Source organism: Limnobacter sp. UBA3528, assembly GCF_002377005.1.
In the GTDB taxonomy this organism is placed as follows: Bacteria; Pseudomonadota; Gammaproteobacteria; order Burkholderiales; family Burkholderiaceae_B; genus Limnobacter.
Window position 1 is genome coordinate 45,703 of record NZ_DFOZ01000032.1, and the last position, 25,451, is coordinate 71,153.

General features: G+C 53.8%; 27 protein-coding genes and 1 tRNA gene. 17 read left to right on the forward strand and 11 right to left on the reverse strand.

Annotated elements, in window-relative coordinates:
* Position 1: 1 nt before the first annotated feature.
* On the forward strand, positions 2 to 985 hold the full coding sequence (gene hprK / locus B4N58_RS10085; RefSeq protein WP_291748810.1) for an HPr(Ser) kinase/phosphatase: 984 nt from the start codon (positions 2 to 4) through the stop codon (positions 983 to 985).
* Positions 978 to 1,847 (forward strand): RNase adapter RapZ, encoded by an 870-nt coding sequence (gene rapZ / locus B4N58_RS10090; RefSeq protein ID WP_291748813.1) that lies wholly within the window; start codon positions 978 to 980, stop codon positions 1,845 to 1,847. Before hprK ends, rapZ begins: the two co-directional genes overlap by 8 nt.
* On the opposite strand, the gene mutY is transcribed toward rapZ, so the two are convergent.
* Both mutY and mutM read right to left on the reverse strand, forming a co-directional pair.
* The gene (mutY, locus tag B4N58_RS10095) at positions 1,800 to 2,933 is read right to left on the reverse strand and encodes an A/G-specific adenine glycosylase (protein WP_291748815.1); all 1,134 of its coding nucleotides are present in this window, start codon (positions 2,931 to 2,933) and stop codon (positions 1,800 to 1,802) included. The two genes, rapZ and mutY, sit on opposite strands and share 48 nt — an antisense overlap.
* A gap of 7 nt (positions 2,934 to 2,940) precedes the next feature.
* Positions 2,941 to 3,759: a bifunctional DNA-formamidopyrimidine glycosylase/DNA-(apurinic or apyrimidinic site) lyase gene (gene mutM / locus B4N58_RS10100; protein ID WP_291748818.1), complete on the reverse strand. Its 819-nt coding sequence runs from the start codon at positions 3,757 to 3,759 to the stop codon at positions 2,941 to 2,943.
* A gap of 78 nt (positions 3,760 to 3,837) precedes the next feature.
* Here mutM and B4N58_RS10105 point away from each other — a divergent pair, with 78 nt between their 5' ends.
* The 7 genes from B4N58_RS10105 to B4N58_RS10135 all read left to right on the forward strand — a co-directional run bounded on the left by B4N58_RS10105 (position 3,838) and on the right by B4N58_RS10135 (position 9,662).
* Complete coding sequence (locus B4N58_RS10105) at positions 3,838 to 5,616, forward strand: tetratricopeptide repeat protein (RefSeq protein ID WP_291748822.1); 1,779 nt, start codon at positions 3,838 to 3,840, stop codon at positions 5,614 to 5,616.
* Between the two features lie 4 nt (positions 5,617 to 5,620).
* Positions 5,621 to 6,190 carry a hypothetical protein gene (locus tag B4N58_RS10110; protein WP_008247821.1) on the forward strand — a complete coding sequence of 190 codons (570 nt, stop codon included), beginning with the start codon at positions 5,621 to 5,623 and terminating at the stop codon, positions 6,188 to 6,190.
* Between the two features lie 3 nt (positions 6,191 to 6,193).
* On the forward strand, positions 6,194 to 7,111 hold the full coding sequence (gene ispE / locus B4N58_RS10115) for a 4-(cytidine 5'-diphospho)-2-C-methyl-D-erythritol kinase (RefSeq protein WP_291748829.1): 918 nt from the start codon (positions 6,194 to 6,196) through the stop codon (positions 7,109 to 7,111).
* Between the two features lie 28 nt (positions 7,112 to 7,139).
* Positions 7,140 to 7,216: transfer RNA gene (locus tag B4N58_RS10120), tRNA-Gln, on the forward strand.
* Positions 7,217 to 7,291: 75 nt separating this feature from the next.
* Positions 7,292 to 8,245: a ribose-phosphate pyrophosphokinase gene (locus B4N58_RS10125; protein WP_008247818.1), complete on the forward strand. Its 954-nt coding sequence runs from the start codon at positions 7,292 to 7,294 to the stop codon at positions 8,243 to 8,245.
* 90 nt (positions 8,246 to 8,335) lie between these two features.
* Positions 8,336 to 8,923 (forward strand): 50S ribosomal protein L25/general stress protein Ctc, encoded by a 588-nt coding sequence (locus B4N58_RS10130; RefSeq protein ID WP_008247817.1) that lies wholly within the window; start codon positions 8,336 to 8,338, stop codon positions 8,921 to 8,923.
* Positions 8,924 to 9,029: 106 nt separating this feature from the next.
* A complete protein-coding gene (locus B4N58_RS10135; protein ID WP_291748836.1) occupies positions 9,030 to 9,662 on the forward strand; it encodes an exopolysaccharide biosynthesis protein in 633 nt (210 codons plus the stop codon).
* Between the two features lie 9 nt (positions 9,663 to 9,671).
* Here the strand turns inward: B4N58_RS10135 and B4N58_RS10140 are convergent, their stop codons facing one another.
* Positions 9,672 to 10,139, reverse strand: a complete 468-nt coding sequence (locus B4N58_RS10140) for an Lrp/AsnC family transcriptional regulator (protein ID WP_040512228.1) — start codon at positions 10,137 to 10,139, stop codon at positions 9,672 to 9,674.
* Between the two features lie 141 nt (positions 10,140 to 10,280).
* On the opposite strand from B4N58_RS10140, the gene leuA reads away from it, so the two are divergent.
* From leuA to B4N58_RS10165, 5 genes are all read left to right on the forward strand, one after another.
* A complete protein-coding gene (leuA, locus tag B4N58_RS10145; RefSeq protein WP_291748840.1) occupies positions 10,281 to 11,963 on the forward strand; it encodes a 2-isopropylmalate synthase in 1,683 nt (560 codons plus the stop codon).
* A gap of 46 nt (positions 11,964 to 12,009) precedes the next feature.
* Complete coding sequence (gene pth / locus B4N58_RS10150; RefSeq protein ID WP_291748843.1) at positions 12,010 to 12,609, forward strand: aminoacyl-tRNA hydrolase; 600 nt, start codon at positions 12,010 to 12,012, stop codon at positions 12,607 to 12,609.
* Positions 12,606 to 13,724, forward strand: coding sequence for a patatin-like phospholipase family protein (locus B4N58_RS10155; protein ID WP_291748847.1), 1,119 nt, complete (start codon positions 12,606 to 12,608; stop codon positions 13,722 to 13,724). The genes pth and B4N58_RS10155 overlap by 4 nt, the downstream gene beginning before the upstream one ends.
* Positions 13,725 to 13,770: 46 nt before the next feature.
* The gene (gene ychF / locus B4N58_RS10160) at positions 13,771 to 14,862 is read left to right on the forward strand and encodes a redox-regulated ATPase YchF (protein WP_008247804.1); all 1,092 of its coding nucleotides are present in this window, start codon (positions 13,771 to 13,773) and stop codon (positions 14,860 to 14,862) included.
* 107 nt (positions 14,863 to 14,969) lie between these two features.
* A complete protein-coding gene (locus B4N58_RS10165; protein ID WP_291748851.1) occupies positions 14,970 to 16,199 on the forward strand; it encodes a hypothetical protein in 1,230 nt (409 codons plus the stop codon).
* Here the strand turns inward: B4N58_RS10165 and B4N58_RS10170 are convergent.
* The 7 genes from B4N58_RS10170 to B4N58_RS10200 all read right to left on the reverse strand — a co-directional run bounded on the left by B4N58_RS10170 (position 16,196) and on the right by B4N58_RS10200 (position 21,569).
* The gene (locus B4N58_RS10170; protein WP_291748853.1) at positions 16,196 to 16,813 is read right to left on the reverse strand and encodes a hypothetical protein; all 618 of its coding nucleotides are present in this window, start codon (positions 16,811 to 16,813) and stop codon (positions 16,196 to 16,198) included. The genes B4N58_RS10165 and B4N58_RS10170 overlap by 4 nt on opposite strands.
* A gap of 14 nt (positions 16,814 to 16,827) precedes the next feature.
* Positions 16,828 to 17,118: a hypothetical protein gene (locus B4N58_RS10175; protein WP_291748856.1), complete on the reverse strand. Its 291-nt coding sequence runs from the start codon at positions 17,116 to 17,118 to the stop codon at positions 16,828 to 16,830.
* 127 nt (positions 17,119 to 17,245) lie between these two features.
* Positions 17,246 to 17,572 (reverse strand): YfhL family 4Fe-4S dicluster ferredoxin, encoded by a 327-nt coding sequence (locus B4N58_RS10180; protein ID WP_291748859.1) that lies wholly within the window; start codon positions 17,570 to 17,572, stop codon positions 17,246 to 17,248.
* A 9-nt stretch (positions 17,573 to 17,581) separates the two neighbouring features.
* Positions 17,582 to 18,085 (reverse strand): pantetheine-phosphate adenylyltransferase, encoded by a 504-nt coding sequence (gene coaD, locus B4N58_RS10185; RefSeq protein WP_008247800.1) that lies wholly within the window; start codon positions 18,083 to 18,085, stop codon positions 17,582 to 17,584.
* 59 nt (positions 18,086 to 18,144) lie between these two features.
* The gene (rsmD, locus tag B4N58_RS10190; RefSeq protein ID WP_291748865.1) at positions 18,145 to 18,765 is read right to left on the reverse strand and encodes a 16S rRNA (guanine(966)-N(2))-methyltransferase RsmD; all 621 of its coding nucleotides are present in this window, start codon (positions 18,763 to 18,765) and stop codon (positions 18,145 to 18,147) included.
* Between the two features lie 5 nt (positions 18,766 to 18,770).
* The gene (locus tag B4N58_RS10195; RefSeq protein WP_291741512.1) at positions 18,771 to 20,120 is read right to left on the reverse strand and encodes a M16 family metallopeptidase; all 1,350 of its coding nucleotides are present in this window, start codon (positions 20,118 to 20,120) and stop codon (positions 18,771 to 18,773) included.
* 36 nt (positions 20,121 to 20,156) lie between these two features.
* Positions 20,157 to 21,569: a M16 family metallopeptidase gene (locus tag B4N58_RS10200; protein ID WP_008247794.1), complete on the reverse strand. Its 1,413-nt coding sequence runs from the start codon at positions 21,567 to 21,569 to the stop codon at positions 20,157 to 20,159.
* Positions 21,570 to 21,685: 116 nt separating this feature from the next.
* On the opposite strand from B4N58_RS10200, the gene ftsY reads away from it, so the two are divergent.
* Genes ftsY through B4N58_RS10215 form a run of 3 tightly spaced genes read left to right on the forward strand, consistent with a single transcriptional unit; the run spans position 21,686 to position 24,288 of the window.
* Positions 21,686 to 22,627 (forward strand): signal recognition particle-docking protein FtsY, encoded by a 942-nt coding sequence (ftsY, locus tag B4N58_RS10205; RefSeq protein WP_008247791.1) that lies wholly within the window; start codon positions 21,686 to 21,688, stop codon positions 22,625 to 22,627.
* Positions 22,624 to 23,358: a cell division ATP-binding protein FtsE gene (locus tag B4N58_RS10210; RefSeq protein ID WP_291748870.1), complete on the forward strand. Its 735-nt coding sequence runs from the start codon at positions 22,624 to 22,626 to the stop codon at positions 23,356 to 23,358. Before ftsY ends, B4N58_RS10210 begins: the two co-directional genes overlap by 4 nt.
* 21 nt (positions 23,359 to 23,379) lie before the next feature.
* The gene (locus B4N58_RS10215; RefSeq protein WP_291748873.1) at positions 23,380 to 24,288 is read left to right on the forward strand and encodes a cell division protein FtsX; all 909 of its coding nucleotides are present in this window, start codon (positions 23,380 to 23,382) and stop codon (positions 24,286 to 24,288) included.
* Here the strand turns inward: B4N58_RS10215 and rfbD are convergent, their stop codons facing one another.
* On the reverse strand, positions 24,289 to 25,236 hold the full coding sequence (rfbD, locus tag B4N58_RS10220) for a dTDP-4-dehydrorhamnose reductase (RefSeq protein WP_291748876.1): 948 nt from the start codon (positions 25,234 to 25,236) through the stop codon (positions 24,289 to 24,291).
* Positions 25,237 to 25,451 lie beyond the last annotated feature (215 nt).

Genomic DNA, 25,451 nt, shown 5'->3' on the forward strand with positions numbered 1-25,451 from the left:
TGTGAAGCAACTGAAAGAACTGATCGAAGCCAACCGCAACAAACTCAAGCTTGACTGGCTGGCCGGTTTAAATGGTGGTGACCGCCACCTGGATCTTCAGTGTTTTGCATCTTCCGACCTCGTAGGCCACTTGAATACCATCCACCCTGGCCGCATTCAGGTGTTTGGTCGTCAGGAAATCGAATACTTCGCCCGCATCAGCGACGAACGCAAAAAACACCAAATCGACAAGCTAATCGAAGGCGATCCGCCCGCAATCATCGTGGCTGAATCGTTTCAGCCCCATACCCTACTGAAGGCCGCCTGCGACGAATCCAACATCCCCCTGCTGGCCACTCCATTGTCAGCCGCCGAAATCATCGATTTTCTGCGCGTGTACATCAACAAATGGTTAGCCCCCACCACCATGATGCACGGCGTGTTCATGGATGTGCTTGGCATGGGCGTGCTTATTTGTGGCGAGTCGGGTTTGGGCAAAAGCGAGTTGGGCCTGGAACTGATTTCTCGCGGGCACGGCTTGGTGGCAGACGATGTGGTCGAATTCTCGCGCGTAGCCCCCAACCTGATCGAAGGGCGCTGCCCTGAACTGATTCGCAACCTGATGGAAGTGCGCGGCGTGGGCCTGCTCGACATCAAGGCTATTTTTGGTGAAACCGCCGTACGCCGGAAAATGCGATTGAAGCTGATCGTACATCTGGTTCGTAAAGCCTCGCTAGAATTGCACCAGGAACGATTGGTAACCGAGCAACAATTCCAGGAAGTGCTGGGGCTGCCGATTCGCAAAGCCATATTGCCAGTGGCTGCGGGCCGCAACCTGGCCGTGTTGCTGGAAGCTGCGGTGCGCAACACCATCTTGCAAATGCGGGGTATCAACACACTCGACGAATTCATGGTTCGTCAACAAAAAGCCATGCTCACTGAACTGGGCGGCATTGACCACCTACAGGTTGACCCCGACACTGAAACGGACATCGGCCATGATTAACATGAAAGTGGTATTGGTCACCGGCCTTTCAGGCTCGGGCAAATCAGTCGCCATTCGCGCGCTGGAAGACTCCCACTTTTACTGTGTCGACAACTTGCCGCCTTCTTTCATACCGCAAGTCATCCAGCGCTTGTCCTCCGAGGGCATCACGCAAATTGCGATTGCAGCCGACGCCCGCACTGGACGAGACATTATCGATGTTCCCCAAATTATTCAGGCCCTGAAAGCCGACGGAACCGATGTTCGCATTCTGTTTCTGGATGCCGACGATGAAACCCTGATCACCCGCTACTCTGAAAGCCGCCGCCGTCACCCCATGAGCGCACGCCTTGGCGAGCAAGCCACCGTGCAAGAATGTGTTGATGCGGAACGAGAGTCGCTTGAGCCCCTGAGAAACATTGCAAGCTGTATCGACACCTCTGCCCTGCAGCCCATTGTACTGCGGCGATGGGTGCTTGAAACCGTAGAAGAAGAATCGGCCAAACTTACATTGGTGTTTGAAACCTTCGGTTTTAAAAAAGGCCTGCCCAGCGATGCAGACCTGGTGTTTGATGTGCGCTGCCTGAGTAACCCGTATTACGACAAAAGCCTGCGTCCACTGACCGGGAAAGACACAGAAGTACAACGGTACATTCAAGCCGACAATCGCAGCGACCCGCTGATCAGCGATATCGAAACCTATTTGAGAAAATGGTTGCCCTCGTATTTGAATGAGCAGCGCAGCTACGTGACCGTGGCCATTGGTTGCACCGGCGGTCAACACCGCTCGGTGTATGTGGCCGAAACACTGGCCAAGCGTTTTACCAACCAGCCTTTAACCGAGATCGAGAGCGTTTTGTTGCGGCACCGCAGCCTGGGCTAAAGCTCTCGATTGCTCCAACAATTTGTGCACAATTTTCGGCACGGGCTTTTCACTAACCACATGACAACCAATCCACACGCCGGGCACCTTCACACGCAACAATTTAAAGTGCATTTTGCGGTGGGTTAATTCATGCACCAACCAAGGCTGACCTTGCAACGCGTGCAACTGATGCTCAAGTTCAACACGGTGGGCCTGCAAGCCATAGCGCTCAACCCACACAGCTGCGATTCGGGTTAAGTTGTCAAAATCGTCTGCAAAACCGCCCTGGCTACCACAGGCCTCAAAAGGTGTAGTCCACAGGCCCTGCCAAACTCCTTTGCCTGTTTGCAGTTCCAGCAACACCGCGCCACGCTCGTCTTCCACAATCATGCTGACAAAATGCAATTCAGGCCGGGCTTTTTTGGGTTTCGGTGTGGGCAACAACCCGACCATGCCCTTTTGCAAAGCCACACAACTTTGCATCAATGGGCAAGCTGAACATGCAGGGTTGCGCGGCACACAGCATGTGGCCCCAAGGTCCATCAAGGCTTGGTTGTAAACACCGGGCTGCTGTTCTGGCACATTGGCCTGTGCAATAGCCCACAAGGTTTTCTTGATGGTGGTTTGCTCCGGGTACCCCTCGATGCCGTAATACCTGCAAAACACACGTTTCACATTGCCGTCCAGAATGGGAGCCTGCACACCATATGCCAGCGATGCAATTGCACCTGCCGTGGACTGACCAATGCCGGGCAAACTTTCAAGCTCGGCCACCGTGCGCGGGAATTGCCCTCCAAAACGGGCCACCACCTGCTTGGCACAGGCATGTAAATTACGCGCACGGGTGTAATAGCCCAAACCGGCCCACAACTGCATCACATCCTGCTCCGGGGCGCCAGCCAGGTCGGCTACAGTCGGGTAAGCCTGCAAAAAACGGGTGTAGTACGCCAGCACGGTCGTTACCTGGGTTTGCTGCAACATCACTTCGCTCAGCCACACCTTGTAAGCATCGCCGGTGTGCTGCCAAGGCAAGGTTTGTCGACCATGCTGCTTCTGCCACCGCACCAACACTTCGCCAAACGGCTCTCCTGTCAAAGGGCTCATACTGGGTCTATTCCTGACATTGCGCACAATAAAACGTGCTGCGCTGATTCATTACCCGGCGTTTTACCAAGGCCCCACAGCGTTTGCAGGGCTGCCCCTCGCGGCCGTACACATCACAATGCAACTGGAAATGTCCCAACTCGCCATCAATGGCCTGAAAATTACGCAGGGTTGAACCACCCCGCTCTATCGCCTCAGTCAATACAGCAACCACCGCTGCATGCAAGGCCTGCGCATTTGCTCTACTCAGCCGCCCTGCGGCTTTGCCAGGGCGAATCGCACTGCGAAACAGCGCCTCGCAGGCGTAAATATTGCCCACGCCGACCACCGCAAACCCACTTAACAACAAGGCCTTGATTGACACCTTTTTACCGCGGGTTGCCTTGAAAAATGACTCTGGCGTGAATGCATCACTGAAAGGCTCCGGCCCCAGTTTTGCAAACCGTACAAAACTGTCTTCCCAGCCGGGTGCTTTTTCGACGTACTCCACACTGCCAAAGCGGCGCGGATCGTTGTAGCGCAGCACCTTGTCACCAAAATTCCATTCAATGTGGTCGTGTTTGTCCCACGGGGTACTGGCGCTAACAATTTTCATGGACCCCGACATGCCCAAATGCACCACCAACACCTGCCCGCCGAAATCCATCAACATGTATTTCGACCGACGCTCCACAGCTTGCAATATCTGCTTTACACAACTTTGCACTTGGGTGGACACAGGCCAGCGCAAACGGGGTTGCCGCACGGTACAAGCCATCAGGCGTTGCCCTGTGAAATGCAGGTCTACGCCTCTTTTGGTGATTTCTACCTCGGGTAATTCAGGCATAAGCTAAAGCGCGCACGCGCATCTGTTAATGTGATAAAAATAAAAGCGGATTCACCAGTTTTCATTGGGTTCAACAGTATGACTTGTTTTAAATGGACCATCGCAGGCCCGGTATTTTTTCTGGCCGCCAGCCTGACCACAGGCTGCGCCACTGTGCCCGCAGATCAAGGCGAGCCCGCACAACAGCAAATGTCTGACGAGCAAAAAGCCTACGAGGCCCGTGTTGCCGACATGGTCAAACAAGACCCATTGTTTGCGCTGCTCACCGCTGAAATTGCAAGCCAGCGCGGCGACACTTATTCTGCCACGCTGGCCTACACCGAGGCCGCCAAGCAACAGCGCAATCCCGAACTTGCAAAACGAGCCGTCGAAATCAGCCTGGCGGAAGGCCAATTGGACCTGGCTTTGAACGCGGCCCAAGTGTGGTCCGAATTGTCGCCCAGCGACAAACAAGCCAGCCGCTCCATCATGCTGCTGCAACTGGGCACCAACCGGGTCGATGAAGCCATGCCTGCGCTCAAGGCGTTTTTGGCCGACGTACAGGCCGCTGAAACTGCAAACCCGGGCTTGGGTGGTTCAAGCACCGAGAAAGTTGCGCTGGACATGCTGCAACGCATTCCCGACAAAAACAAAGCGTACCAAACCGGCATCGAGCTGTTTGGCAACAACGCCGATGACCTTGAAACACAAACCCTGCTGGCCCAACTCGCCAACAATTCCGAGTTATACCCACAGGCTGTAGGACACATGGAAAACGTGTTGCGCAAGTCACCACAAGAACGTTTTTATGTGTTGATGGCGCAGTTCATGGAAAAGCGCGACGGCAACCTGGATGCAGCCATGCAACTGGTGAACGAGCAAGCCCAACTGCACCCCAACTGGTTTGGTGCGCGCCTTTACCTCGCCCGCAACCACACCCAGCTTGGGCAGTGGGCACAGGCCAGGCAGCGCTTTGCTGAAATGATCGAGCTTCAACCCGACAATATTCCACTGTATTCAAGCCAAGGCTTTGTACTCACCCAGCTCAAAGACTACAAAGCAGCCGAGCAGCATTTCAGGATTTACCTGGACAAAACTGCACCAGCCGAGCGTCAAAATGAATCACTGATTCACGCCACGCTGTCCGACATGGCACTTGAACGAAAAGACTACGCTGCCGCCCTGAAATGGCTGGACACCACACCCAACGCAGCCGATAACCTCGATGTGCAGCTGAAAAAATCGGCCTTGTTCGAGAAACAAGGCAATGTGCGGTCAGCCAAACGGGTGCTGAATCAGTTCAAGCCCAAGAACGAGGATGAGTCTGTGCGCCTGGCACTGGCGAAATCGCAACTGGCAGAATCTCAAAAAGCCCCCGCTGAAGCCGCCACTGAACTTGAACTCGCGTTGCTCAATTTTCCGGATCAACCCGACCTGCTTTATGAACGTGCCATGGTGGCCGAGCGGCAAGACGACCTGCCAGTTGTTGAGCAATTCCTGAAGCGCCTTATTGCAGTTCGCCCTGAAAATCCGCATGGTTACAATGCCTTGGGCTACACCTGGGCCGAAAACAACATGCGACTGGAAGAAGCTTACGAGTTGATCAAGAAGGCAGTTGAACTGGCCCCCAACGACCCCTTCATTCTTGATTCACTGGGCTGGGTGCATTACCGCCTGGGCAAACTGGACAGCGCCGAGGCCACCTTGAAAAAAGCGTTCGATCTGCGTCAGGACGAAGAAATCGGCCTGCATTTACTTGAAGTGTTGCTTAAATCAGGCAAAAAAGAAGAAGCACGTCAACTGGGGAGCCGCTTGACCGTTCGCTACCCTGACAGCAAAGCATTGAGAAAACTGGTTCAACAGGTTGAGGAAATTTAAGTTCATGGCTTTATCAACACTGCGCCTGGCCTGCATTGGCTTGATCAGCGCAAGTCTTGCCGCCTGCAGCACTTTGGATCAAAACCCAAGCACCGAAGTGGATTGCAAGTCGATTCAGTCCAGTTGCCACTATGGGCGTTTTGGCCTCATCTGGAAGGTTGAACAAACCGACGGCAAAATTGAGGCCGATTCCATTTCTGGCACCTATGAATGGCGATCGGGCCGCACCGGACCCAGCCAAGCTCCCGAAATTGCTTACCTTGAGGTGAACTCCACCCTGGGCCCCTCACTGGGCAGCGCAAAGCGCTTGGGTAATTTTTACGAGGTTCGGGCTGCAGATGGACGCGTGTATTTGGCCAAAGACTGGCAAAGCCTGTTCGACTTGATGTTCCCCGTTGAACTGCCTGCCGAAGCCTTGGTGCAGTGGATGGAAAACCCGAACCCCAATGAATTGCCCACATTGCCTGCCAATTGGTCCTGGGAAAACCAGAACGGCCGATACCGCGTGGTGTTCATCGAGAACAATACCTCGGGCCGCATTGACCTGATTCCACAAGGCACCTTGGGCAAGTAAAGCGTGAACCTTCCCACACCCGCTAAACTTTCTGCGTTTTCGCCGGCAAAAATCAATCTGTTTTTGCACATTACTGGTCGCAAGGCCGATGGTTACCACCTGCTGCAAAGTGTTTTCTGCCCAATCACCTTGGGCGATCAGGTTTCAATTTCAGTGCAGGCCAACCCTGAAAATGAATTGGTGGTTCAGCGAAGTGGCGACCTTGTCCACATTCCTGAAGAAATCGACCTGACAGTTCGCGCCTGCAAGGCTTTTTATACCCACGCTAATCTTGGCATCGGCCACTCGGTGTTCATTCATGTCAGCAAACAGGTTCCGGAACAAGCGGGCCTGGGAGGTGGCAGCAGCAATGCAGCCACCGTGCTGCGTCTGCTGCAACAGCACCACCAACACCCGATAGAACCGGAACAACTGGCCTCAATTGGTCTGAAGCTTGGCGCTGATGTGCCCTTTTTTCTTCAAGAAAGCAGTGCCTTTGTGGAAGGCATCGGCGAGGTCATCACCCCGATTCAGGGCATTTCCGGGCATTTAATTGTCTACAAACCGCCACTTTCTTGCCCAACGCCCAAAATATTTAGCGATCCGCAATTGACACGCAACTCAAGTGACGTCAAAATAGCGGTCTTCGATTCGGCCCGCCGAATGAATAGTGAGTTGATGGCTTACCTTAAAGCCAACACACAGAATGCATTACAAGCTGTTGTGTCGCGCAACTTTCCAGACTGGGAATGCCAATTTGGTGTTTTTTCAAGCTGTGTTGCAAAGTTCAACCCGCAATTGATTCGCATGTCAGGTTCCGGCTCGGCCATGTTTGCTGTGTTTGCCAGCCCAAGCCAGCTCAGCAACGCAGTGGCAGCAGTCGCCGATGCACCTGAATTAAACGCTGGACAATGGTTTGCTTGCCAAATTAAATATGGCTGAGCCACCAAGTTGAATCGAGAAAAGTTTTAGGGGAGTCGCCAAGTTGGTTAAGGCACCGGATTTTGATTCCGGCATTCGAAGGTTCGAATCCTTCCTCCTCTGCCAATACCAAAGAGGGCCAGCCACAGGTTGGCCCTTTTTTTATTTCGCCAACGCACACGTCAAGCCCTGGGGTAAACAATGGCCAGCGACAGCAGTCTGATGATCTTCACCGGCAATGCAATTCCCGCATTGGCCGAGTCTGTTGCAAAACAGTTGAACATTCCACTGGGCAAAGCAACCGTGGGTCGCTTCTCCGACGGAGAAGTGATGGTCGAGATCAACGAGAACGTTCGTGGCAAAGACGTGTTCGTGCTGCAATCCACTTGCGCGCCCACCAACGACAACCTCATGGAAATGATGGTCATGATCGACGCGCTCAAGCGCGCATCAGCTGGCCGCATTACCGCAGCAATTCCCTACTTCGGCTATGCCCGTCAAGATCGCCGCGTGCGTTCTTCACGTGTGGCGATTACTGCCAAAGTGGTGGCCAACATGCTGCAGGTGGTTGGTGTAGACCGCGTGCTGACCATGGACTTGCATGCCGACCAAATTCAGGGTTTCTTCGACATTCCCGTGGACAATATTTACGCGTCGCCCGTTTTGCTTGGCGACGTATGGAAACAAAACCTCGACAACCTGATGGTTGTATCGCCCGACGTGGGTGGTGTGGTTCGCGCACGTGCTTTGGCCAAACGCCTGAATTGTGATTTGGCGATCATCGACAAGCGCCGTCCCCGCGCGAACGTGGCTGAAGTGATGAACATCATCGGTGATGTGAAAGACCGCACCTGTGTCATCATGGACGACATGGTCGACACCGCAAACACCCTGTGCAAGGCTGCAGCGGCCCTGAAAGCCAACGGTGCAAAGAAAGTGGTGGCTTACTGTACTCACCCCGTGTTGTCAGGCGGTGCCATTCAACGTGTCGAAGAATCTGACCTGGACGAACTGGTGGTTACCGACACCATTCCATTGTCAGACGAAGCAAGCAACAGCAAGACCATTCGTGTGTTGAGCGTAGACGAACTGCTGGCTGAAACCATTCGCCGCATCGTGCGCTCTGACTCAGTCAGCTCGCTGTTTATCGACTAAGAACAGTTTTCGGGCTTATTTGCGGACGCCCTTAAGTGCCGCATAACTTGGTTTCACTGGTCGCGGTGAAGTCAAATTTGGAGAATCAACATGAAAGTAGTTGCAACATCCCGCACAGAGCAGGGTTCCGGAGCGAGCCGCCGCCTGCGTCGTGCTGGCCAGGTACCTGGCATTGTTTATGGCGCAAATCAGGAAGCTCAGGCTGTGTCGATTGAACACAACCCCCTGTGGCACGCCCTGCAAAAAGAGAAATTCCACTCCAGCATTCTGGACCTGGAAATCGATGGCAAGTCACAGCAGGTTTTGCTGCGTGACTACCAGTCACACCCTTACAAGCCACAGTTGCTGCACATCGACTTCCAGCGCATTGATGGCAACCAGAAGATCCACATGAACGTGCCCTTGCACTTCTCTGGCCACCTGGAAAGCCCAGCAGTCAAGCTGTATGCCGGTCAGGTTACTTTCGTGGCCAACCAGATTGAAATCGAATGTCTGCCAAAAGACCTGCCAGAATTCATCGCCGTAGATTGCAGCGTGTTGGACGTTACCAAGCGCTCTATCCACGTGACTGAATTGCAGTTCCCGGAAGGCGTGAGCATTCCAAACCACGGTCAACAAGACCTGTCAGTGGTGACTGTAAAAATCAAGGCTGGCGCAGTGAAAGGCGGCGACGAGTAAATTCTCGAAGTCCAATTAGTACCGAAAAAGCCGCTGCACCGAAGTTCAGCGGCTTTTTTTATGGGCACAATGTGGGCTCATTGATCAATCGCACAACACACCTGAAGTGAACAACACACCCAATTTCGATGAATTGCCACTGGGCGATCAAATCAAACAAGTGATCGCGCAACTGCCCTCCACCACTGTGAGCCTGGGCGAAATTCTGGACCTGGTGGGCCGAGACGGCATGTTGCTGTTGGTGGCATTTCTCACGCTGGTGTTCATGGTGCCGGTTTCTATTCCGGGTGTCAGCACCATCTTCGGAGCAGCCATTCTGCTCATCGGAATCAGCCGGATTTTCGGGCGCACCTTGTGGTTGCCCAAACGCTTCAAAGAGCGTGCCCTGCCAGCTGACAAACTGCGAAATGCACTTGAGAAAGGTTTGGTCTGGATTCCGCGCCTTGAAAAAATCAGCAAACCCCATCGCATGGCCTGGCTAAGCACCGGGCGCGGCATGAATATCATCAACGACGGCGGCCTGATTCTGGGCGCTGTGTTGCTGATGGCCCCCTTCGGATTCATCCCGTTTTCCAACACCGTGCCTGGCATTGCCCTGCTGTTTCTGGCTGTAGGCCTAATTCAACGCGACGGCGCAGCGGTGCTCTTGGGGCATTTGGCCAATGCGGCCTCTATTGTGTACTTCGGCGTGCTGATTGGCGGCGGCGGCATGATGATTCAAAACATGCTGAAAAACTAGGCTTTCACGCTAGCCCACTGGTACTTCAGTTTTGTCCACCACCCGGCGCAACACAAAGCTGGTGTGCACGCCAGTTACCCCTTTGATGCGGGTAATTTTATTCAGCAGCAAATTCTGGTAGCCGTCCATGTCGGCCACTATCACCTTCAATTGGTAATCGGCCTGTTGCCCGGTAATCAGCAAACATTCCAGCACCTCGGGAATGGCGGCAATGGCGCCCTCAAAACTGGCAAAGCGTTCAGGGGTGTGTTGATCCATGGAAATATAAATCAAGGCCATCAAGCTGTAGCCCAGTTTTTTTGAATCGACCAATGCGCGGTAACCGGTGATCAGGCCCGCGTCCTCCAGCGCTTTCACGCGGCGCAAACACGGTGAAGGCGACAAGCCAATGGCATCGGCCAGGTCCTGGTTGCTCATTCGCCCATCACTCTGCAGCAGGGTCAAAATTCGCTTGTCATAGCGGTCAAGTTCTTGCATTTCGCTTTTAATGCTCAATTTACCAACTCATACGCAATTATCTGCCAATTAGTTCAAATAACCAAGCAATAAACGCAATCTTATTTCGCAGTAAAGCGCCTACACTGGTCTTCATCGATTCACCTTTCAGGCCAACGCAGCATGTTGAAGAACCCCGCCAACAAATATCGCCCCGCTTACAAAGTGGACCTGCCCGACAGAACATGGCCCAACAAGGCCATTGAGAATGCGCCAATCTGGTTAAGCACCGATTTGCGCGACGGCAACCAAGCGATTTTTGAACCCATGAGCGTGGCCACCAAACTGGATTTCTTCAAGGAATTGGTGCGCATTGGTTTCAAGGAAATTGAGGTGGGCTTTCCTGCCGCTTCGCAAATCGACTTCGACGTGGTTCGGCATTTGATCAACAACGATTTGATTCCGGAAGACGTTACCCCCATGGTCATGACCCAGGCTCGTGATGATCTCATCGAGCGAACAGTGGAATCGGTGATTGGTGCCAAAAGCGCCATCGTCCACATCTACAACTCCACTGCACCCGTGTGGAGAAATACGGTGTTCCGCATGACTGTGCCTGAAGTCATCGACATGGTAAAAAAACGCGTGAAAAAGGTGAAAGAACTCACTGACGCACACCCCGAAACACAATGGGTTTTACAGTACTCGCCCGAGTGCTTCAACATGACCGAACCGGATGTGGCCTTGCAGGCCTGCAACACCGCCATTGAAGCCTGGGAAGCCGGGCCGGGTAGAAAGATCATTATCAACCTGCCCACCACGGTGGAATGGAGCACACCCAATGTGTTCGCCGATCAAATTGAGTGGATGAACCGGCGTTTAAATCGACGTGAACATGTGGTGCTTTCCGTGCACCCCCACAACGACCGCGGCACGGGCGTGGCCACCGCCGAACTGGCGATGATGGCCGGCGCACAACGCGTGGAAGGTTGCCTGTTCGGCAACGGTGAGCGCTGTGGCAACGTAGATATTGTGACCCTGGCCTTGAACATGTACACCCAAGGCGTGCACCCCAACCTTGATTTTTCAGACATCAATGCCGTGGCCCGCGTGGTGGAAAGTTGTACGCAACTGCCCATTCACCCACGCCACCCGTATGTAGGCGATTTGGTATACACCGCGTTTTCAGGTTCGCACCAGGACGCCATTAAAAAAGGCTTCGACATTCAAAAGCCCGATGCCATTTGGGAAGTGCCCTACTTGCCGATTGACCCTGTAGATGTGGGTCGAACCTATGACAGCGTGATCCGCGTGAACAGCCAATCTGGCAAAGGTGGCATTGCCTACATTCTTGAACGCGAACATGGCGTGGTCATGCCACGGCGCATGCAGGTGGAATTTTCAAGTGTGGTGCAAAAGGTCAGCGACAGCACCGCAGCGGAAATGACTTCGCCCGCCCTGTGGGCCTTGTTCGAACAAACCTATTTGCAAAATGACGAAAGCCAGCCGCGCTATATCAGCCACAAAGTATTTGATGCTGAAGGTGGTCAGGGCATTGAAATGACGGTAGAACAGCACGGTGAAACAGTTCGCCTTGAAGGTGTGGGCAACGGCCCGCTGGACGCTGCCGTGCAAGCATTGGGGATACCCATGGACATTGTCGGGTTTGAAGAACGCAGCGTTGGCCAGGGCGCCAAATCCAAGGCCATGGCGATTATCGAGGTGAGTGTACCGAATGTGCCAGGCAGCAAATTTGGCGTGGGCTTTCACGACAACATCACCACCGCAAGCCTCATGGCGCTGGTGAGTGCATGGCGCAGGGTTGATCAAAGTTCTTCTGCCAAAGCCGCCACTACAATCCAATAATCGGTGAAAATACAGCCTTGTGACTCACACGGGCTGTATTTTCTTCATGTCCAGCAACACCCCCATCAAATTGATCGTCGGCTTGGGCAACCCAGGCCCACAATACGCGGACACCCGCCACAACGCGGGCGTGTGGTATCTGGAAGCGCTTGCACGCAAACACAATGTGTTTTTGCAAAGCGACAAACGTTTTTTTGGTGACCTGGCGCGCATCAAGTTTGCGGGTGAAGACGTGTGGCTGCTATTCCCCACCACGTTCATGAACCGGTCGGGGCAAGCGGTTGGGGCACTCGCCAAGTTCTTCAAGATCAAGCCCGAGGAAATTCTGGTCGCGCACGACGAACTTGATTTGTTGCCCGGTCAAATCAAAATGAAAAAAGGCGGCGGCTTTGCTGGGCACAATGGCCTGAAGGATATGCATGCCCACCTGGGCAGCGGTGACTTCTGGCGCGCACGCATTGGCATTGGGCACCCACGCAGCCTTAACTTGCAACAGGGCGTGGCCGACTTCGTATTGCACCGCCCAAGCAGCGAACAGCAGCAGGTGATCGACAAATCCATCGATGTGCTGCTGAAACACACCGAGCTGATTTTGAAGGGTCAAATTGGCCAGGCCACCACGCACATTCACACGGAGTGCGCATGAGAAGCAGCATACAAATCATTTTGGGCGACCGCGCCAAAGCGCACATTGCCAACAAAGGCTTGAAGCCTGAAGACATTTGCGCCATACCCGCCGCAGCAGGTGGACCCAAAGGATTGATTTTGCAGGGGCTTGACCAGTATTTGTTCAACGACTGGCTGGGCGCCGACCACCTTCAAACCCGCGCAGCCAAGGGTGTCAAACCCTTGCAGTTGATTGGTGCATCCATCGGTGCCTGGCGCATGGCTGCCGCAGCAAGCAGCAACCCTACCGCCACCTTGAAGCGCCTTGCCCAACAATATGTTGAGGCGCAAGACTACAGCAAGGGCGTTGACCGCCATGAAATAAGCCGTGTGTGCCAAGCCATGGTACAAGCCGTGGTGGCCGACGAAGCGCAACACATGGTGAAACCCACGGGCAAAGAACTGCTGGTGTGGGTCAACAAGGGGCTGACCCCTCTGCATTATGCGCATGCCCAACAACAACGTGCACGTGTACGGGGCTTTGCAAGCGCGGTAGTGGCCAACAGCGTGAACCGCAACAAATTGGCGACCTATTTTGAGCGCTGGGTGTTTCAAAGCCCGGGTGCCAATACTGAGTGGTTAAAGCAAACCTTCGACCGCATTCCCACCCGAATTGAAGACCTGGACGCGCTGAATATTCACGACGCCTTGCTGGCCAGTGGCAGCATTCCGTTTGTGCTGAACCCAGTGCATAAAATTGCGCATGCGCTGCGCGAAGATCACCCCGAGGTGAAATACCACGAAGGCCCATTCTGGGACGGCGGCCTGACCGACTACCACCTGGCCCTGCCCTACCACCGACTTGATGGCCTGGTGCTGTACCCCCACTTCGCGCCCACGGTTACACCGGGTTGGCTGGACAAGTTTTTAAAAGTGCGCAAAGCCAAACCCGAGTGGATGAGCAATGTGATTCTGGTGTGTCCTTCTCCGGAATTTGTGAAGCGCCTTCCTGCGAAGAAAATTCCCGACCGAAGCGATTTCAAGCGTTACAAATTTGATCACCGCATTCGCATACCGCTGTGGCAGGCCGCAATTCGCGAAAGCGAGCGCATGGCTGAAGACTTTTCAACATGGCTAGGCAACGTGAATCGCTAGGCGCGGTACAATTCACCCCATTCAATTAAGCACTTAGCGAATTCTCATGACTCTCAAATGCGGCATCGTTGGCCTTCCCAACGTCGGTAAATCCACCCTGTTCAACGCGCTCACCAAGGCTGGCATTGCTGCAGAAAATTACCCATTCTGCACCATTGAACCCAATGTGGGCATGGTCGAAGTACCCGATGCACGCCTGCAACAGCTGGCTGATGTTGTAAAGCCCGAGCGCATTTTGCCCGCCACCGTTGAATTTGTGGACATTGCTGGCCTGGTGGCTGGTGCTTCGAAAGGCGAAGGTTTGGGCAACCAGTTCCTGGCCCACATTCGCGAAACCGACGCCATTGTGAATGTGGTGCGTTGTTTCGAAGACGACAATGTCATTCACGTGAATGGCCGCGTTGATCCCCTTTCCGACATTGAAACTATTGAAACCGAATTGTGCTTGGCCGACATGGGTACGGTTGAAAAAGCAGTGCACCGTTATGCCAAACAGGCACGTGCCAACGACAAGGAAGCCGCCAAGTTGCTCGCAATTTTGCAGCGTTGTGAAGCCCAGCTGAACGAAGCCAAACCCGTACGTGCCTTAGGCCTGGACGAAGAAGAACTGTTTGCCATCAAAAGCTTCGGCTTGATCACCGCCAAACCCGCGATGTACGTGGCCAACGTGGCTGAAGACGGTTTCGAGAACAACCCGTTTCTTGAGCGTTTGCAAGAATACGCCGCCAAACAGAATGCGCCTGTGGTGGCTGTGTGTGCCGCCATTGAAGCCGAAATTGCCGATCTGGAAGACGCGGACAAAATGGAATTTCTGGCCGACATGGGCATGACCGAGCCCGGCCTGAACCGCGTGATTCGCGCAGGCTTCAAATTGCTGGGTTTGCAAACCTACTTCACCGCTGGCCCCAAGGAAGTGCGTGCATGGACCATCAAAATTGGCGACACTGCACCCAAAGCGGCTGGCGTGATTCACACCGATTTCGAACGTGGTTTTATTCGTGCCCAAACCATTGCGTTTGATGACTACATTCAGTTCAAGGGCGAAAACGGCGCCAAGGAAGCAGGCAAAATGCGCGCGGAAGGCAAGGAATACGTGGTGAAAGACGGTGACGTACTGAACTTCCTGTTCAATGTGTAAATAAGCGTGTAACTGAACCACCAAGCCAAGGCCCTTCGGGGCCTTGTTTTTTGCTTGTCGTCTTTTTGTGCTACGGTAATGCCAGTATTCACTCGCAGCACCCAGTCATGTCCAAAGCCCTGAAGTGGTCTATCTTCGCACTGATCCTGATTGCAATTGGTGTGGTGCTAAGCCACGGTGTAATAGTGCCCCGATTCCTCTGGGAGCCACGCCTTCAAACCATCCAGAACCAATATCCGGATCAAACCATTCAGGTCAAGCGAGTGGTGCTCGCCTTGTCGCTGAAACCGCAACTCATCATTTCAGAAATTGAAATCGATGCCCCCAATCGCCAAGAGAATGTCAAAATCGCACTGCTGCGATTTGGCATGGATGCCATTGAATCGGTCCAACAGGGGCGTCTGCAAATCAAGGCGATTACTGTCAAAGGCTTAGCGGTAAACGCCAGCAGACAGGCCGATTGTGGCAGTATCAGTTTGTCGTGCATACCTGTGTTGCCAGTGGCCTTGTTGGCTCGCGGCTGGGCGAGCACACAGGTGGCCAACCCCGGTTTTTTCACACCTGAACTTGCCTTGAATACACTGGAACTGGAGCAGGCGCAGTTCACGGTGAACAACCCCGAAGCCCAGCAAGAACTGAGTGGCAAACTTGAGCAGTTCAAGTTTAAAGTTGGCAACAGCACTCCAGACAATCAGTTCAACCTGGGTTGGCGCGTGGGTATCAAAACCCCACAAGAAAACAACGAGCTGTATATCGCCATGAATGCGCAAACCGAAGCGGGCCCCATGCGCGAAGTTTCGCTTAAACAATTGAAAGTCGACATTGATGGCCAATGGAACGGTTTTCCGTGGACAGGCAGTGCCGAGCAAGACCTTCTAGTGTTGCGCCTTGCGCAAACCAACAACGGCGAAGGCGCGCCTTTCATCAAACTCAACGGTGAAAACCTGCGCACCTATGTTCGGCGTGACGACTTACCCGAAACACACCAGGCTGCATTTTCTGCCCAACAATTTGAGGGCGGCTTGCCCGCGCAAAACTGGACACTGAGCAAAGCCGAATGGACCTACACCCATGAAGATGCCCAAGCCTGGACATTCAACATGAATTACGCCGCATCAGAAGGCTTGCTGGAGTTACAACCCGAGACCATACGTGGCAGCGAAGGCATTCCCGCTGAAGCACAGGTGCGTGAATTGAATTGCGACGCAGATGAAACTGCAATTCGGGAAGACAAGCCGTATTGGGCCTGGCAGGAAGGCTGGTTCCGGGTGCTGAATCAACACCCGCAAGAAAACTCAAGCCTGGTGCTGTGCCCGATATCGACCAATAAACCCTAGCCAGCGACCAAGGCCAAGTAGCGCAAGGCTTTAATTTTGACTGGTTTGGGTTTCTGCAATACCTCACGCTGAATATCGAACACCACTGACTTCATTAGATCAGTAGTGTTCAACTCACTTTCATCTTCAAGACGCCGAAGTTCAGCCTTCAACTTATCTGGCACTTTCATCGAAAGTCGCCTACTAGGAATCTTCACCGTGTTGACCGCGTAACTCACCAATGAAAGCTTGTGGGCTGACAACAACCTTTGAATTCCCTTGGGGTCTTGCGCCAAATCATGAATGTAATAACACAACAGGTCTTTACGAAAGTCTGGCGTTGAATCAGGCTCAACAGTGAATGCCGCCAAATCAAGCATATCGAGATAAATCGCCGGCAATCGAACTTCAATCGATCTCAGCGCTTTTCTTCGCGACTCTGAAATGCTGGGTGTTGATTGGGCTGGGATAGACACAACTTGATCGCATTCGTCACACACACCCACCAAAATATCGTGTGCGAATCCTTTCTTGTCGCTGAACGGAACGTCTCTTCGCTTGAAGGTCAGCGAGACCATTTTTTTACAATGGTCGCAAATAGCTCGACCTTGATCTCCATCAATGAAAAGTTTCATAAGTGTTCCTGAATTTATTTGTGCACGCTAATAAACCAAGCATCAGGATCCAAGAAATAAAACTTGATGTACCAGCTTTTAACTTTAATTACATGCACAGTTATCTCTTTGACCACGTGGTGTGGCGATTCCGTATGCATACTTCCATCGCTACTGGCAATCAGCACCGCGACCTCTGTCGCCGAAATTTTACCCATGGCGAGCAAATTTTTAACATCAATATCGCCACGTGACTCATGCTGGTAATTTCCGTTCCGTAGCGCATGCAAGATTTCTTTTCTTGCTGATTTATAACCCACAGGCATGCTTAATGTACGACATATTTCGTACAAAGTCCAATTCAATAAAGGGTGAATTATAGAAAAAAGAAACTACGCTGCAGGAACTTTGTATAGAAAAACTGAATGCGGGGTTGCTTCTGGTGTGAACCGTTCAACAACCCTCGGTGGGCGCCGGCTTGGACAATGCGGCAGTATCACCAGTGGCCGAAGCTGCGGGCAAATAAGGGGTTTTGTCGGGGTGTAGTTTGAAAAACTTGCCCAGCAATTGCTGCTGGGTGTCGGGATGGGCCGGGTCTTTGGGAATGCATTCAACCGGGCACACCACCACGCATTGCGGCTCGTCGAAATGCCCCACGCACTCGGTGCATTTACCGTGGTCTATTTCATAAATTTCTTCACCCATGCTGATCGCGCCGTTCGGGCACTCGGGCTCGCACACGTCGCAGTTAATGCATTCATCGGTGATGATTAAAGCCATACGTTCACTTTACTTGTTGATCACCTGCGGCGGGGTCAAGCCCAGCTTCTGGTTCAACCAATGTTCAACCGAGGGAAACACAAACTTGCTGACGTCGCCGCCCAGTGAGGCAATTTCACGCACAATGGTGCCGGAAATGAACTGGTACTGATCCGAAGGCGTCAGGAACATGGTTTCCACATCGGGCAGCAAATAGCGATTCATGCCCGCCATTTGAAACTCGTACTCAAAATCGCTCACAGCACGCAAACCGCGAATAATCACATTGGCGTTGTTCTCGCGCACAAAGTCTTTCAGCAAACCACGAAAACCTTTCACTTCAACATTGGGGTAGTGGCTCAGCACTTCGCGCGCAATTTGCACGCGCTCGTCCATGGAAAAGAAAGGTTTCTTGTTGGGGCTGTCGGCCACGCCCACAACCAACTTGTCGAAAATCTTCGCGCCTCGGCGCACCAAATCTTCATGACCACGGGTTAGCGGGTCGAATGTTCCGGGATATACAGCAATGCGCATCGCTGATCTCCATATCAAAGGGTTTTATTCGCGTGATACTGCTCTATCCCCGCTTTGTATCACACAGCAGGCAGGGCAAACAAATGGGCATGCACTTGGCCTGCTTTTAAATGCCGCAAAGCATCAATTTCTTGAACATTCAACGCCTTGCACAGTGCGGCTTCATCGGCCAGCATGTTTTCATGCCATTCAGCGTACACCAAGCCGCTGGGTTTCAATACTGCCTTGATCAAGGGCAAGGTGGCCTGCATCAAATCGCTTCGAAAGGGCGGGTCGAGCGCCACCAGGTCGAATTGCTTGCCCGCGCTGGCCAAACGTTTCAAGCAAGCAAGCACATCATTGGCTTCAATTTGAATGGAGGGCGGCTTGCCCCCCTCGGCCGCAGGCCATTTCGACAGCAGGTAGGATTTGTTCTCCTGCAACTGGGCAACCACCTGGCGGTTCTGCTCCACAAGCACCACATTGCTTGCCCCGCGCGAGGCCGCCTCAAATCCCAAGGCACCTGTGCCTGCGTACAAGTCGAGCACTTGCATGCCCGTGCAGTCTTGCCCAAGCCAGTTGAACACGGTTTCACGAACCCGGTCGGGTGTGGGCCGCAGCCCCTCCACTGGCGCTATGGGCAGCAAGTGCCTGCGCCACGCGCCGCCAATGATCCGGAGCTTATTGGCTTGCTTATTCAACTTGCTTACTCAACCTTTCCGCCCACCACCACGGTCACCAATTTGTCCGCTTTCACATGCTTGGCAAATGCCTCGCGCGCGCTTTGAACAGTGACCTTCTCAATCTCGGCAGTCCAGTTGTCCAGGTAATCCAAAGGCATGTTGTGCAAGCCCATCATTGAAATATTGCCCAGCAACTTGCCATTGCTGTCGATCCGCAAGGGGAAGCCACCCACCAGATTTTGTTTGGCGGCATTCAGTTCTGCCTGTGTTGGGCCCTTCTCGATAAAATCAAGAATGGTTTTTCGCATAATTTGCACGGCTTGGGCAGTGGACTCTTTTTTGGTTTGCACGCCCGCCTGGAATGGGCCTGCATCGCCCGCTGGCATGAAGTAAGAATAGGCGCTGTAGGCCAAGCCACGCTTCTCGCGAATTTCATCCATCAGGCGCGACACAAAACCACCGCCACCCAGAATGTGATTGGCCACCAGCAAATCGAAGTAATCGGGTGCGCCACGGCGCATGGCGGGCAGCCCCATCAAAATGTGGCTTTGCGCAGCGGGGTGATCAATTTGAATGGTTTGGCCTTTCATGGCCGCCTGCAGTTCTTGGTAGTCGGTGCCGCCCAAGGGGTTACCTTGTAGCTCACCCTTGGGCAAGCCTGCGGTCAACTCATTGGCAAGTTGCTCCGCTTGTGCGCGGGTAATATTGCCTACCAGTGAAACCACCGCCTTGTTGCCCAGGTAACGGGTTTTGTAAAACTGCTCCACATCGGCCAGGGTAATGGCTTTCAGGCTGGCTTCTGTGGTGTGTGTGCCGTAAGGGTGATTGGGGTAAAGCGCTGTAGCAAATGCACGGTCCGCCAAGGTGTCGGGCTTGGTCAAAGCCTCTTTCAGGCCAGCCACACTGCGCGCTGTTTCACGCGCCAAAATTTCTGCATTAAACACTGGCTTTTGCAGCACGGTTTTCATCAGGGAAATGGCTTTTGAAAACTCGGGCTCGGAGGTCAAGGTACGCAATTGCACCCCTGCGGAATCGCTACTGGCACCGCCGGAAAACTGCGCGCCGGTGTCAGCAAAGCCATCGGCAATGTCGTTCTCGGAAAGGCCTTCTGCACCGCGACCAATCATGTCACCGGTTGCACTGGCCAGGCCCTCTTTGCCCTTGGGGTCTGCGCGGCTGCCCGCGGGAAAGTCCACGCGCACATCCAGCATGGGCAACGCTTCAGCGCGCATAAACATCACTTTCGCACCGCTGGCTGCGGTCCAGCTTTCAATCGGCAAGGCGGCGTTTGCAGGCGCTGAAAACACGGCGGCTGCGGTGGCACCAGCGGCAAACAGGCCGCGAATAAATACTTTGTTTTTGCTACTCAACATATTCTGTTTCCTGCTTAGTGGCCTATTAATGACTCATTAGTGGCTGAGGCCCTTGGGCGGCGCATCTTTCTTGTTGGGGTCAATCGGCAGCGGGAACAAGGTACCCACGGTCAACTGGTCTTGGTCAAAAAATTTCTGCGCGGCGTATTGCACTTCCTGAGCGGTCACGGTTTTAATTTGTTCAATCATTCGATCAATGTCACCGACCTCAAAACCAATGGTCAGGTTCTGGCCAATTTCAACTGCCTGCCCGTACACGGAATCCCGCTTGTACACCTGGCTGGCAATCAACTGGGCTTTCACGCGGGCCAGTTCAGCGTCGCTCACGCCCTCATCGGCCACCTTTTTGACCTGAGCCAGCAAGGCCTTTTCCAGCGCCTCCACGGTTTGGCCGGGGGCGGGCGCACCATCGAGGTAAAACAGCGAGGGGCCACGGCCTGTCATGTCATAACTGGCACCGGCCTGCAAAGCCACTTTCTGATTTTGTACCAACTCACGATTCAAACGCGCACCGGAATAACCATCCAAGACCGCACTGAGCACAGCCAGTGAATAGGCATCGCGATCTTTCAGAACATTTTCCAGCTTCGGTACCTTGAAACCCATAATCAGGTAAGGGTTCTCCGCCGGTGCTTTTACCTGTACACGGCGTATGCCCTCTTGTTTGGGCTCTTCTTGCGGTTTGCGTTCTTCAAGCTTCTTGGGTTTTACCTTGCCGTAGGTTTTCTCAGCCATGGCTTTTACTTGCGCGGGCTGCACATCGCCCACCACCACCAGCACTGCATTTTGCGGCGTGTACCAAGTGTCGTACCACTTGCGCGCGTCCTTGTAGGTCATGGCTTCCAGGTCGCTCATCCAGCCAATCACTGGCGTGCGCGTGGGGTTGGCTTGAAAAGCCGTGGCCATGAACGCTTCATAAAGCTTACCGGTGGCCTGGTCATCGGTGCGGTAACGGCGCTCCTCCATCACCACCTTGATCTCTTTTTCAAACTCGCTTTCGCTGAGAATAAGATTGGCCATGCGGTCGGCTTCAAGTGCCATCACTTTGCCAAGGTCTTTGGCCTGAAGCTGCTGAAAATAAGCCGTGTAATCGCGGCTGGTGAACGCATTGTCGCGCCCACCCAGCGCAGCCACAGTTTCGGAAAACTCACCCACCTTCAGGTTTTTTGTTTCCTTGAACATCATGTGCTCAAGCACGTGGGCCACACCGGTGGTGCCGTTGTACTCATCCATCGAGCCGGCCTTGTACCACACCATGTGCGCCACGGTGGGTGAACGGTGATCTTCCTTCACCACCACACGCAAGCCATTGTTCAGTTTGTACTCAGTCACATCGCCGTCGGCCGCAGAGGCAGCGTTAACCATCAGCAATTGCGTACTTGCAATCAGCAAAGCGCCTGCAGCCAGTGCTGCCCAACGCCGATTCAGTTGAAAACCTGTTTTTATCATTCAAGACACCTTTTACAGCAAACGTCCGTTTTAAGCTCAATGGTAGAATAAGTCATTCAACATCTCGCTGTGTGACAGTCGTTCGCACCGCTTAGTTTCCTCAATTGGAGTTTTACATGCAGATTCCTGGGCAGAGACAGGACTGGCTTGGTCGTTTGAAATCGGGTTTGACCAAAACCCGTTCCGGCCTTACCTCCATGTTCACCGGCGAAAAGGTCGACGAAGCCTTTTTCGAAGAAATGGAAGAACGCCTGCTGCTGGCCGATTGCGGCTTGCCCGCCACTGAACTGCTCATGCAGAAAGTGCGCGACACGGTGTACCAGAAAGGCCTGACCCGGCCTGAAGACGTACGCTTGGTGCTGCGCGATGCGGTATTCGACCTGCTGCGCCCCCTGGAAACCAGCATGGGCGTGGACCGTGCCCGCCCCTTGATCATGATGGTGGTGGGTGTCAACGGTGCTGGCAAAACCACCAGCATCGGCAAACTGGCCAACCACTATGCTGAAATCGGTTACTCCGTTCTGTTGGCAGCTGGCGACACCTTTCGTGCCGCAGCCCGCGAACAACTGGATGTGTGGGCCCAACGCAGCAATGTAGACGTCATTTCCGCAGAGGGCAGCGATCCCGGCGCAGTGGCCTTCGATTCAGTACAGGCGGGTATTTCGCGCAACAAACACATTGTGATTTGCGACACCGCTGGCCGCCTGCCCACGCAGCTTCACCTCATGGAAGAGCTGAAAAAAATCAAGAAAGTACTGGGCAAAGCCAAGATGGATGCACCGCATGAAATTGTGCTGGTCGTGGATGCCACCAACGGCCAGAACGCCCTGCAGCAAATCAAGGCCTTCAACGATGCACTTACACTGACCGCCCTGGTGGTCACCAAGCTGGACGGCACTGCCAAAGGCGGCATTTTGGCAGCCATGAGCATGAGCACCCGCGTACCCGTGGCCTTTATCGGTGTGGGTGAAAAAATGGGCGACCTGCGCCCTTTCAGCCCCCGTGAATTTGCCAATGCGCTGGTGGGTATTGATACTGATGGAAACCAAACCGCATGATCCAATTCAAAAACGTCACCTTGAAGTACGGCACCCACGCCGCCTTGAAGGGCGTGAATTTTCAGTTGCCCAAGGGTTCCTTCACCCTTCTCGAAGGCCATTCTGGCGCGGGTAAAAGTTCAATACTTCGCTTGCTGGCTACGTTTGAGCAACCCAGCAGTGGCGACATTCTGGTGGGCAAAAGCTCGATCGCACGCCTGAATCGCCGCGAACGCGCACACTACCGCCGCAACGTGGGCTACACCGGCATGGATGTTGAACTGCTGCACAACCGCAGTTGCTTCGACAACGTGGCCTTGCCCCTGCGCGTAGTGGGCCTTTCTGAAGCCGACATTCAAAGCCGCGTGAAAGCCGCGCTGGCCCGCGTGGGCTTAAGCCACACCGACCGCATGCTACCCAGTGAACTGTCGGGTGGGCAACAATTGCGTTTGCAAATTGCACGCGCCGTGGTGAACCGCCCTGCCCTTGTATTGGCCGATGAACCCACGGCTCAGCTGGACGATGAATCGGCCGCGCGCGTGGTGGGCTTGCTGGAAGAATTCAACCGCGCGGGTGTCACCATTATTGTGGCCACCCACGAGGCACACCGCTTTAACCGTGTAACGCATCGCCTGAAACTGGGCGAAGGCGCGGTGCTGCCCGCACCAGCCGATTTGTCGCACAACGGTGGCCGCGAGGCAGGCGTTCAAACTTTTTCCAAAGACTTTCTGAACAAGGCCTACGGGGCTTGATCCACTTTTAAGAGACAACACATGCGTTGGTTACGTTTGCAGTGGTTTTCCATTTCTGCCGGTTTAAAACTGTGGCTTGATGAACCACTTGGCCACCTGTTCAATGCGCTGGTACTGGCGATTGCACTGGCCATGCCCTGGACCATCGCGCAAGGCTTAAGCGCCATTGTGCCCAGCATGGACCGTTGGGTGGGCGACCCCGAAATCAGCCTGTACTTCAAACCGGATGCCACACTGGATTCGGTGAAAAGTGCGGCTGCACAATTGAAACGTGATTTCGATTTGGACAGCGTGACCATTGTGACGCCGGAACAGGCCATGGAACGCCTGCGCACGCAAAGCCAAACGCCCGATTTGGCCGAAGCCTTGCCAGAAAACCCGCTGCCCTACACTGTGGTGGTGGTACTGGAAGTGGATGCCACCACTGACACGCAAGCCATCGAAACCAAGATTGGCCAGTGGCAAAATTTCACGGGTGTAGAACATGTACAGTACGACGCGCAGTGGGTTCGCCGCCTTCAATCGGTACTGAACGGCACACAAATTATTGCCATGGCTTTGGCGGTGTTGATTGCAGGCATGGTGCTGGTGGTGACTTTCAACACCGTGCGCTTGCAGCTGATTCGCAACCAGGCTGAAGTGCATGTGTTGAAGTCGCTGGGAGCCACCGACACGGAAGTGGGCCGCCCCACACTGTGGTGGTCAGTCAGCCTGGCGCTGGTGGCTTTTGGTTTGGCCTATGCGGTGGTCAGTGGCGCCATGGGCTTGGCCGATGACGCAGCGGGTACCTTTATTCGTGAATTCGATCGCGACTTCCGCTTCGAGCAACCCAGCGGCATTACCGCGCTGGGGTTGGTTCTGGTGTGGGTGGTATTGGTCATGGTTGGCGCTTGGGCTTCCGTGAAAAGTACCGTGCTGCGAATTCATTGATCAATAATTGAGCACAAAATTGCGCACGCCTTTCGTCCACTCTGGTGGGTTTACCCGAAAGGTATTCATTAACTTTGTATTGTCCAACACCGAGTAAGCCGGGCGCTGTGCAGCGAAATTCATGCTGGAAGTTGATGCACGTTCAATGTTGGGCATGCGTTGAACAATGCCTTGTTTGTGCGCGTTTTCAATGGCCAAACAAGCATAGTCAAACCAGGTGGTAACACCTGCAGCACTGGCGTGAAAAATTTCACCGCTGGGAATTTCAGAAGGAAAATCGGGCAGAAAAGTAGGTGCCAGTTTGCCCATGGTTTTGTAGCGGTGCATGGCCACAACACCGGCCACGGTCAACCCCAATTCAGCCAACCAGTTTGCGGGTGTTGGCGCACCTGTTTGGTCGTCAACCACCTTCAGTGTGTCTCGCTCTTGCGCCAGCTTGATCATGGTTCGGCAAAAGTTATTGCCACGCTGGCCGTACACCCAACCCGTGCGAAATACCACCCAATTCCCGCCCACTTCTTTCAGGTATTTCTCGCCTTCCAGTTTCGATTTTCCATACGCGCTGAGTGGGTTGGTGGCATCGGTTTCGGTGTAGGGTTGACTGGCTTTGCCATCGAACACATAGTCGGTGCTGTAATGCACCAGGGCCACTCCCTGCTTCTTGCATTGCTCGGCCAAAATGCCCACCGCTTTTGCGTTGATGGTGTGTGCAAGTTCAGTTTCGGTTTCTGCTTTTTCTACGTTGGTGTAGGCAGCTGCGTTGATCACTACGTCGGGGCGTATATCTTTCAGCGCATTGATCAGGGTGTCGGGCTTGGACAGGTCGGCTTTGTCGCGACCGTAGCTGATGCAGGCGTCCATCGTTTCCATCAAAGCAGGCTTGGCATGTTGTCCGATGGTGTGACCAAGCTGGCCTTGTGCGCCAAGCACGAGTACGCGAATTCCCAAAGCGAAGTTCTCCTGAAAACTGTTGCGATAGTTTAACCGTATTGATTGCAGGTTTGCTTGGCCCACCCGGCGCGAATTTCAATCTCTCGCCAGAAAACCTGTATTTCCCTTTTTGAGATTCACCCTGACTCACCTCGCTCGGCAAAAAAGCGAGCCGAGTCTCGGTGCCGGCCTTAGGCCGATCGTGGCGGGTGAATTCAAACGGGCAGGTTTTC